Source organism: Candidatus Seribacter sulfatis, from assembly GCF_964187635.1.
In the GTDB taxonomy this organism is placed as follows: domain Bacteria; phylum Verrucomicrobiota; class Verrucomicrobiia; order Opitutales; family Seribacteraceae; genus Seribacter; species Seribacter sulfatis.
On record NZ_CAXLMO010000048.1, the window covers coordinates 25,001 to 33,923 of the forward strand.

10 protein-coding genes, 1 rRNA gene and 1 other RNA gene (1 of these 12 only partly in view) are annotated in these 8,923 nt (G+C 39.3%); 6 read left to right on the forward strand and 6 right to left on the reverse strand.

Going from position 1 to position 8,923, the window contains the following annotated elements; all coding sequences use genetic code 11:
- From ACKPQ5_RS05675 to ykgO, 4 genes are all read right to left on the reverse strand, one after another.
- Nucleotides 1-553, reverse strand: a 16S ribosomal RNA gene (locus ACKPQ5_RS05675); it reaches 989 nt to the left of the window's first position.
- Between the two features lie 236 nt (nt 554-789).
- Nucleotides 790-2,052, reverse strand: coding sequence for a formylglycine-generating enzyme family protein (locus ACKPQ5_RS05680; RefSeq protein WP_407678129.1), 1,263 nt, complete (start codon nt 2,050-2,052; stop codon nt 790-792).
- Between the two features lie 128 nt (nt 2,053-2,180).
- Nucleotides 2,181-2,426: a type B 50S ribosomal protein L31 gene (locus ACKPQ5_RS05685; protein WP_407678130.1), complete on the reverse strand. Its 246-nt coding sequence runs from the start codon at nt 2,424-2,426 to the stop codon at nt 2,181-2,183.
- Nucleotides 2,427-2,431: 5 nt separating this feature from the next.
- Nucleotides 2,432-2,557: a type B 50S ribosomal protein L36 gene (gene ykgO / locus ACKPQ5_RS05690; protein WP_407678138.1), complete on the reverse strand. Its 126-nt coding sequence runs from the start codon at nt 2,555-2,557 to the stop codon at nt 2,432-2,434.
- 130 nt (nt 2,558-2,687) lie between these two features.
- Here ykgO and rpsR point away from each other — a divergent pair, with 130 nt between their 5' ends.
- From rpsR to ACKPQ5_RS05705, 3 genes are all read left to right on the forward strand, one after another.
- The gene (gene rpsR, locus ACKPQ5_RS05695) at nt 2,688-2,885 is read left to right on the forward strand and encodes a 30S ribosomal protein S18 (RefSeq protein ID WP_407678131.1); all 198 of its coding nucleotides are present in this window, start codon (nt 2,688-2,690) and stop codon (nt 2,883-2,885) included.
- Nucleotides 2,886-2,933: 48 nt separating this feature from the next.
- Nucleotides 2,934-3,920 carry an L-threonylcarbamoyladenylate synthase gene (locus ACKPQ5_RS05700; RefSeq protein WP_407678132.1) on the forward strand — a complete coding sequence of 329 codons (987 nt, stop codon included), beginning with the start codon at nt 2,934-2,936 and terminating at the stop codon, nt 3,918-3,920.
- Nucleotides 3,921-4,012: 92 nt separating this feature from the next.
- A complete protein-coding gene (locus ACKPQ5_RS05705; protein WP_407678133.1) occupies nt 4,013-5,815 on the forward strand; it encodes a hypothetical protein in 1,803 nt (600 codons plus the stop codon).
- A 19-nt stretch (nt 5,816-5,834) separates the two neighbouring features.
- Here ACKPQ5_RS05705 and ACKPQ5_RS05710 read toward each other — a convergent pair whose 3' ends face one another.
- Nucleotides 5,835-6,791 carry an acetyl-CoA carboxylase carboxyltransferase subunit alpha gene (locus ACKPQ5_RS05710; RefSeq protein WP_407678134.1) on the reverse strand — a complete coding sequence of 319 codons (957 nt, stop codon included), beginning with the start codon at nt 6,789-6,791 and terminating at the stop codon, nt 5,835-5,837.
- Nucleotides 6,792-6,921: 130 nt separating this feature from the next.
- A complete protein-coding gene (locus ACKPQ5_RS05715) occupies nt 6,922-7,266 on the reverse strand; it encodes a hypothetical protein (RefSeq protein WP_407678135.1) in 345 nt (114 codons plus the stop codon).
- A 241-nt stretch (nt 7,267-7,507) separates the two neighbouring features.
- Between ACKPQ5_RS05715 and ACKPQ5_RS05720 the strand changes: the two genes are divergently transcribed.
- From ACKPQ5_RS05720 to rpsT, 3 genes are all read left to right on the forward strand, one after another.
- Nucleotides 7,508-8,113: a zinc ribbon domain-containing protein gene (locus ACKPQ5_RS05720; protein ID WP_407678136.1), complete on the forward strand. Its 606-nt coding sequence runs from the start codon at nt 7,508-7,510 to the stop codon at nt 8,111-8,113.
- Between the two features lie 41 nt (nt 8,114-8,154).
- An RNA gene (gene rnpB / locus ACKPQ5_RS05725) (RNase P RNA component class A) lies at nt 8,155-8,531 on the forward strand.
- A gap of 47 nt (nt 8,532-8,578) precedes the next feature.
- Nucleotides 8,579-8,845, forward strand: coding sequence for a 30S ribosomal protein S20 (gene rpsT / locus ACKPQ5_RS05730; RefSeq protein WP_407678137.1), 267 nt, complete (start codon nt 8,579-8,581; stop codon nt 8,843-8,845).
- Nucleotides 8,846-8,923: the final 78 nt, after the last annotated feature.

Consider the following 8,923-nt stretch of genomic DNA (forward strand, 5'->3'; position numbering starts at 1 on the left):
CCGAGTAACGCTCGAGGTCTCCGTATTACCGCGGCTGCTGGCACGGAGTTAGCCACCTCTTCCTCTTTGGGTTAACTCATGATAGGCTATGAACCTACTTGTTGTTCCCCAATGACAGGAGTTTACGACCCTAAGGCCTTCATCCTCCACGCGGCATTGCATCATCAGGCTTTCGCCCATTGTGAATGATTCGAAACTGCTGCCACCCGTAGGTGTCCGGGCCGTGTCTCAGTCCCGGTGTGGCTGATCATCCTCTCAGACCAGCTACCCGTCTTAGCCTTGGTAAGCCGTTACCTTACCAACAAGCTGATAGGCCGCGAGCCCATCCTAAAGCGCCATTACAAGCTTTAGCTACTTCTCCATGCGAAGAAGAGCCACATGCGGCATTAATCCATCTTTCGACAGGCTGTTCCGCACTTTAGGGCAGGTTGCTCACGTGTTACGCACCCGTTCGCCACTTTCCACAAATCCGAAGATTTGCTTTTCGTTCGACTTGCATGTCTTAACCATGCCGCCAGCGTTCACTCTGAGCCAGGATCAAACTCTCCAAAAGAGAGTTGTGCAAATGCATGCACAGGCTTGAGTCATTGCTGACTCGGTATTCAAAAAAATTGACTGGTGACCCGTTTATATAGATCACACAAAATAACTTTCAAAGAACAAACCCTCGGAAAATGAGGGAAAGATTTCCAACACATCGGAAAGAGGTCCCTCCGTCAAGTAATTTCGTTTTTTTTTCTAAATTAAATTTATCAGGTGCTCCAAATCCCTTTATTTTAGGGCTTTTGTCTATGGAAATACTCTGCCAAATCTTTTGTCTTCACCCGTTAATACATTATTAAACCAACCGAAAGCAGGGTTTTCTGCATCATATTTATACCACGCAGCATCTACATTAGAGTAAAAGTATGGAAATGCATAACTTCCAGTCCACATCCAACCGTGATTGGGAAAATACAACCAATTATCATAGGATCCTTTTCCCTTCGGGTACAACCACCCCAATCTGTAATGAAAAATCCATATTTTTGTAGACTGCCAATAATATCCAAACCACGGCATGTAATACCACCCGGGGAAGCCATCCACCTTCTTGGCATTTAACCACAACGGATCATCAATATCGCCTCGCACGCATCTTAGCCCAAGTCTCCTCAGTGTACTGTTAGGTAAAAAAGTATTTCGAAATGCGATCCTCAGTTCGTTTCCATAATTCGCATCCGGTTTACTCCTGAAGTTACTTCCCCTGGCAACTCGGGTCATCGGTTTTTTTTCGAGATCTTTTATGGGAGCTAAAAATTCAAAACTGGGTCCGCGGGTATTTTTTTTTCTGGCATTACTTTCATCATACCATGAATCGTAATACCAATCCCAACACCACTCGCTTACATTTCCTACTAGATCATATAGTCCATAGCGTGAAACCTGATCCGATGCTTTCACATTTTCTCCGTTAAAACTGTTATCAGCATCAATTATTAATTGATTGCCATTAAAGTAACCAACAGGAGTTGAAGCTTCATCAAAGGGATCGCCACTCCGAAAAAAATTGGCTCGACTACCATCCAGGGTATTTCCCCATGGATATTTAAGCATGTAGGCTCCTCCTCTCGCTGCGTACTCCCATTCAGCTTCTGTTGGTAACCTGTAGCCAGAATAAGACCATGCTACTTGAGATTCAGTAATATCAGCCTCGCCTTCCCGAAAAATAATGGAGTGATCATTATCGAGATAATAAATTGGGGTTCTCCCCTCTAACTCAGATCTTGCATTACACCACTTGACGGCATCATACCAATTGATCATGTTCATCGGAAAGAGAAGTTCATTCCCCTCCTCGTACCAATATGGACCATCTTTCCTTTGTTGGGTTGAATCAGAAAAAACATACCCATTTTCTATCGCCCAACTCGCAACCTTTTGCCAATGCCAAATGTGAACTTCCTTCTCGTCTACAAAAAAAGAGGACAGACTTAGAGGATGAGCGGGTTGCTCATCAGGTAGGTTTTTATCATCTCCCATCCAAAAAGTACCCTCGTTTATAAAACGCATTTTGATACTATCAGCAACTATGCTGTGTACGAATAGAAGAAACAATAGAATCACCAACGAATGGTGATAACGGTATGAAAAACTCACACTATAAACAAATGCTTATAGTGAATGTAAGCAAGAAAAACTTATCTTTTCCTAGAAAATTTACTTTGAAATTTCTCTACTCTACCTGCTGTATCGACAAATCTCTTTTCGCCAGTGTAGGCAGGATGAGAATCCATGGTTACATCGCGAACATGTAAAAAGTGATCAACGCCATCTAGGTTTTCGGTGTTCTTAGATTTCAAAGTCGAACGAGTAACAAATTTTTTTCCTGTAGAAACGTCACTAAAACAAACTGGGTGGTTGGTAGGATGTATACCTTTTCTCATATTAATTATCCTTGTCTAGCTTTAAACCTAGGGTTGGTTTTGTTGATGACATAAAGTCGGCCTTTGCGGCGAACAACCTTGCAGTCGGGGTGACGGTTTTTAAGAGTTTTTATAGAGGACACTACTTTCATATCTTTTCTTAATTTGGGTAATTGTGTATGGAGTGTCAAGGTTAATAGAGCAGTTTACAAGACAAAGCTAATGCCAGAATCATTGGATTACGATCTTGCAAAAAAGCTTTTTGTGTGATCTTTAGAAACAATGAGTACTGAAGAAGTTAAACACGAAAAAAGCAGAAACCCTGAAAATTTCACTTTTCTCGATAAAGAATCGTTATCACGATACACGACTGACACTGGCAAGATTTTGCCGCGCAAGTATAGTGGCCTAACTCCTATGCAGCAGCGAAAAATTTCTAAGTTGATAAAGAAGTCAAGGCACATGCAGCTTGCCTTGTAAGCATTGTTTTTATCTATCTGACTCCACATTCAGGTAGTTACATTTCAAGTGTCATTAGAAAAATGCGTTTCATCTTTGCTCGCGAATGATGTTTGCGTTCTCCCAACTGAAACAGTTTATGGTTTGGCTTGCTCCGCATTGTCGGTGGACGCAATTGAGAGAGTCTATCTTATTAAGGGCAGACCACCAACAAATCCGCTGATTGTCCATGTTCTTAATCATAATCAAGCGAGTGAGCTTTGCGTAACTAACAAATTCAGTAAGTTGCTAGCAAATGTTTTCTGGCCTGGACCGTTGACTTTTATCTTGCCCAAAAAAAAATGCATTCCTCTTCAATTAACTGCAGGCTTGCCAAATGTGGGAATTCGATCTCCATCCCATCCGCTATTTAGGAGTGTTCTTAAAAAAGTTAAAATTCCCCTGGCAGCACCCAGTGCAAATCCCGCAAATAAACTAAGCCCAACAAGGCCCCTAGATATTGTTGAATCTTTTGGGAAAGACTGTCCGGAAATACTGGACGGTGGTCCATGCGAATTGGGAATAGAATCAACGGTATTAGATTTAACCACAAGCGTTCCCAGTATTTTAAGACCCGGTCCAATAGGCCAAGCATCGATCGAGGAAGTATTAGGTTTTCCTGTAAATTGTACTAGCGGAGGTAAAGCAACTGGTTCAAATTCTGGAATTCCAAAAACTTCACCGGGTCAAGAGACTAAACACTACGCACCCGATACACCACTGTATCTTTATTCGAATATCAATGTAATGTTAAACTCTAAACATTTAAAGATTCGACATGTAATGGTCCTTCCCCACCCTCAAGTGTTTGTTAATGTGTCTAAACAAGATCCGTTTTCATTGTATTTTTCCCAAACCGGGAATCCACTGGATATCGCAAAAAATTTATTTAGCACTTTAAGGAAGGCTGACAAACTAGATAAGGAAATAATTCATACTTCACTTTTCCCTGATAACGACGAATTATATTCTGCACTCAATGACCGCTTGAGCAGAGCGGCATCCGTTCGAATATAGTTTATTATCTAAATTGAAAAAAAATCTTCTTGTTTTCAAGTGGTAATGATGAAATAGATATAACTTTTTAACCCTCAAAGCCTTACTTGGATATGAAATTTCATAACCTATTTTTAATTACAAATTTCTTTTTAATTTCGTTCGGAATCTCATTCGGTCAAACCGACTTTCAACTCCGCGACCCTGAGTACTTGATTGACCAATATAACCAATTGGTCGCGAAACATAATGCGTTAATCGAGAAAACTAGGTTATTAATTATCGAACAAAAACAGTCTCCTAGTTCAGACATCGAACAGGAAGAAAGATTGAGGCAGGAATTAAATGAAGCAGTGGCAAAATCGTCCATATTAGAAAATGAGTTATCGAAAATTAAGCAGGAAGGTTTACGAACCAACACAAGCAACCAATATTTAGACGATACAAACGCAAGGTTACGAAAACAACTTCTTGAAATTAAAGCGGATGAACAAGAACTTTTGCAAAGGTCAAAAGAACTGACGTCGGAAAACAGGAGATTAGAAAACGCACAAAAATCATTTGATTCGCAGGAAAAATCAAATTATTCAAAAATCCGCAATCTAGAATTAGGAAAATCTACAATTCAACGTCGCGCCAATGACTTATTAGCCGAAAACAACACACTTTCTGCGGGGAATCAAAAACTGAAAGCTCAAGTAGACAGGTTGGAAAAGGAAATCGCGTTAAGTAACCAAAAGCTTGCGGGACTTAAAATTGACAAAGAAACTCGCAGTTCTCGCCTATCTGATCTTGAAGCGATGCTCAGAAGTAAAGACGAATTGAATAAGTCTTTGGAAAATAAAGAAACGACCTTTCAGGAAGATATAAACGACCTCCGTAACGAAATAGTTCGATTAACCGGGGTGGAGAGTCTTCTCAACGATAGAAATAGTATTATCAAAAATGAAAACGAAATTTTGAAAGATAAGAATCGAAACCTAGAAATTAACTCGGAAGCATTTCGAGAAGAAATTGCTACATTACGTGATTTATCGAATGAATTGAAGTTTGAAGTTTCCAGAAAAAATGAACAAATCGAAAATGTTAATTCAATAAGTAATGATTTAAAGAGAGACCTCGATGAAATGAACGGAAAAAATCAAGATCTAAGATTTTCAGATTCTGCGATGAAGGGTGAATTATCTACACTAAGATCTGAACTCACTTCACTCGGAATTGAGGAATCAAGAATTTCGGAACAGTTAATTGGACTTAGGGATGCAAACGAAATGTTATTTGCAAAAGCAAAGACTTTGGAATTAGAAAACGATAATATGAAGCAAGCAATCGATCTGATGAGAGTAGACTTGCAAGATATGAATACAAATGAACAAGCATTAGTTGGAAAAGTTCGCGATATTGACTCCCAAAATAGAAGACTGCTCAAAGAGTCGAGTTCATTAAATGAAGAAGCTCTATTCTATAAAGACAAAGCCCGAAAATTTGAAATACAACTGAGTCAAGCGGTTGCAAACGAGAGAATACTTAATGAAAACCTACGTTCTGCTGAAGACAGGAACGCACAACTGAATGGCGATATCGCTCGCTTGCAAAACAAGGGGTCTAAAGAATATGAAGCCTTGGCAATGGAAGCACAAGAATTACAATCTCAACTTAGCGGCATTGCAGGTCGGGAAATGATCATACAGAATAATTTAAAAAGCCTTGAAGCTGATAACTTTCGTCTAAACAACGAATTGGCAAACACCCAAGATCGGGAGAGAGATTACAACAGGCAAATTTCTTTACTAAATCAGAACAACAGTAACTTAATTCAACAAATTGAATCTACTCAAAAAATGAGAATTAGACTTCGCAATGATATTATTGGTGTAATCGATGAGAACGACCAGGGTGAACCCCGAAGGTACTGACCCTAACCAATAAGCTTTGCTAAGATTGAAAAGCACCAATTGATCTAAACTTATCGTATCTTTCGGAAAGTAAAGTTTTTGAATCTTTGGTAGCCAACAGAGCCAATGTCTTCTTAAAATATTTTTTGACGATTTCCGAAGTCTTATCCCAGTCCCGATGTGCTCCACCAGTAGGCTCAGGAATAATTTCATCTACAATGCCAAGCTTTAGTAATTGTGATGCGTCTAATTTAAGCGCCTCAGCAGCGTTCGAAGCAAAGGCACGATCTTTCCATAAGATAGCCGCACACCCCTCAGGAGAGATTACTGAGTAATAAGCATTTTCTAAAATCAAAACTTTATTGGCAACCGCTATACCTAACGCACCACCAGATCCGCCTTCTCCGATCACAATTGCAATAATGGGAACCTCGAAGGCCGCCATTTCTTTTAGGTTAACCGCGATCGCTTCCGCGACATGACGTTCTTCTGCACCAATCCCAGGAAAAGCTCCGGGGGTATCAATAATTGAAATGATTGGCATTTTAAATTTGTTTGCCATCTTCATAAGACGGAGAGCTTTCCTGTATCCCTCCGGATTTGGACAACCAAAATTTCTTTTTAAATTATCTTCCGTATTTCGCCCTTTTTGTTGTGCAATAATCATCACCTTCTGACCATCAAGCGAGGCAGGTCCACCCACAATTGCGGCATCATCCATAAATGATCGATCACCATGCAATTCTTCAAAATCTTCGAATATTCGTTCAATATAATCGATAGAATAAGGTCGGTTCGGATGCCTGGAAAGCTGTACCTTCTGCCAGGGGGTTAAGTCTGAATAAACTTCTCTTTTTGTATTTTCAATTTTTTTCTCAATTGCTTTTATCTCAGTTGAAAAGTCTAAATCTGAGTCACTAGAAGATTTAACAATTTCATCTAACTGCTTTTCTAGATCCATTAATGGTTTCTCAAACTCAAGGCTATGCTTTTTCATAAAGTATTGTTATTTGTTCTAAAATAAAATCATTTGGAATTTAGATGCCGTAAAATCCATAAATTGATTATCTTAAAATAACCAATTTAGTTAATTGGTAAAGGCATTAAAAATTGCGCCATCAGGGCGATTATTCACTGTCACTAGCCAGTTCTTCTTTCCACCCTAATATTCTTGCTTTCGAAGACGCCTCTTCCGCTCCCTCCTTATCTCCATTTTTCACTAAAATTCGAGCCAGACTAACAACCGATGTTAAATCGTCGGGATCTACCGTTAATGCACGCCGACAAAATGATTCAGCCAATTTCAATTCCTGCAAGGATAAGCAAACTTCAGAAATTGCCCGTAATGCGTCCACATTACGGGGTTCGTGATTGAGTACGCTGAGCAAAATTTCTTTCGCTTCAAGATCCTCTCCAATAGCAAAACAAAGAACTGCATCATCAATTAACTTTTTAGAATTTAATTCAACCATAGAACTAGTCTTATACTAGTATTGATACAAACATGAAGGAAAAAAATTTCCATCGCTAAAACCTTGTAAGAAATCAAGTAAGCATCCATCATGTATTATTCTGTTTTATTAATTTTTCTACCCTCAACCTATGCTTTCCAACAATACAGATTTCAAGAAATTACTTTTAGTTCATAGCCGAGATCGCAGAAGTCACTTGATGGGGCAGGAATTAAATAACATTCCTAGTTTGATCATAAAGATGGAATCTAAAATTAAACTCGAGAAAGATACTATTGCTGCGGCAACTCAAGATTTAAGATCCCTAGAAGCACAGAACAGCTCGATTGAGAAAGAAATTAATTCCATTACTGACCAAATTAGCCGGAACAAGAACAAACAGTTAGAGGTTAAAAAAAATGAAGAATATCAAGCTTTAGAAAAAGAAATTACCAATTTGCTTGAGCAACAGTCATCCAAAGAAGATATGCAAATTGAGGTGCTCGTAAAGATTGATGGTGCCAAAGAGACAGCAGAAATCGCAAAAAGTAAAATCACCGAAAAGGTGGAGTCGCTTGAAATCGAAAAACTCGGACTCATTAAAAGGCAGGAAGAATTACAAATTGAAACCGAGCAATTAGCCACAGAGCTTGAAGATGCAAGATCTGATACCGAAGAAATTCTATTAAAGGGCTATGATCGTACAAAAAAAGTAGTATCCCGACCGCCCTACATTGCTCCTTTGGAGGAACAAAAATGTACCGGTTGCAATTTACGGGTTTCAAATGACATTGTTTCATCCGTTCTAGTCGATCAAAAGCTTACCCATTGCGATCAATGTGGTAGGATCGTTTATTGCGAACGCTAAAACATCTGATTTGATTCCACACAAAATATTTTTATTTAATTTTCGGGAAGCGGTCATTCGCTGTTTTTACTTTTGTATAAATAGAGGAAAGTCCGGACATCGCAGGGCAGAATTCCCCGTGAAAGCGGGGGGGGCTTATGTTAAGATAAGTTCACGGCTAGTGCAGCAGAAAGTAAACCGCCTTGTTCGCAAGGTAAGGGTGAAAAGGTGGGGTAAGAGCTCACCGCCACGAGGGCAACTAAGTGGGCAATGTAAACCCAATTCGATGCAAGGTGAAATAGGAAACGGAGTTGCCCGCTCTATGGTTTCGGGTACACCGCACCTTCATACAAGAAGGATCAATGCAAATTGATAGATAAATGAATGACAACCTAACTTCGGTTAAAAACAGAATCTGGCTTACAGCTTCCCGAATTCTTTTTCTAATTGACGAGAACTGAAAAATAAAGAGAATACTCAATCCTCATGGCCAATACAAAGTCAGCAATAAAAAATATTCGTAAAAACCGAGCACGCTACCTGCAAAACCGTATGGTTATAAGTAGATTAAAAACCTTAGAGAAGAAGTTTTTAACAGCTATGGAAAGCAAAGACTCAACAGTTGCGAAAGAAGCATCTTCGGCTTTTATCTCCGCACTAGAAAAGGCAAGAAAGACTTCCCTTGTTCATGCGAACAAGATTGCCAGAAAAAAATCTCGTTGTGCAGCTTTGCTTGCTTCTCTAAGCAAATAGGTTTTTACAAGGCATTTAAATATGCCTTGAATCATCTTCATCTTTGGTGGAATAACCTGATTCTTGTCGGTTATGATT

What these genes read in the sequence shown, in the direction of transcription:
- ykgO (WP_407678138.1), bottom strand. Translation starts at nt 2,557, where the DNA reads ATGAAAGTAGTGTCCTCTATAAAAACTCTTAAAAACCGTCACCCCGAC.
- rpsR (WP_407678131.1), top strand. Translation starts at nt 2,688, where the DNA reads ATGAGTACTGAAGAAGTTAAACACGAAAAAAGCAGAAACCCTGAAAAT.
- ACKPQ5_RS05715 (WP_407678135.1), bottom strand. Translation starts at nt 7,266, where the DNA reads ATGGTTGAATTAAATTCTAAAAAGTTAATTGATGATGCAGTTCTTTGT.
- ACKPQ5_RS05720 (WP_407678136.1), top strand. Translation starts at nt 7,508, where the DNA reads ATGGAATCTAAAATTAAACTCGAGAAAGATACTATTGCTGCGGCAACT.
- ACKPQ5_RS05680 (WP_407678129.1), bottom strand. Translation starts at nt 2,052, where the DNA reads ATGCGTTTTATAAACGAGGGTACTTTTTGGATGGGAGATGATAAAAAC.
- ACKPQ5_RS05710 (WP_407678134.1), bottom strand. Translation starts at nt 6,791, where the DNA reads ATGAAAAAGCATAGCCTTGAGTTTGAGAAACCATTAATGGATCTAGAA.
- rpsT (WP_407678137.1), top strand. Translation starts at nt 8,579, where the DNA reads ATGGCCAATACAAAGTCAGCAATAAAAAATATTCGTAAAAACCGAGCA.
- ACKPQ5_RS05685 (WP_407678130.1), bottom strand. Translation starts at nt 2,426, where the DNA reads ATGAGAAAAGGTATACATCCTACCAACCACCCAGTTTGTTTTAGTGAC.
- ACKPQ5_RS05705 (WP_407678133.1), top strand. Translation starts at nt 4,013, where the DNA reads ATGAAATTTCATAACCTATTTTTAATTACAAATTTCTTTTTAATTTCG.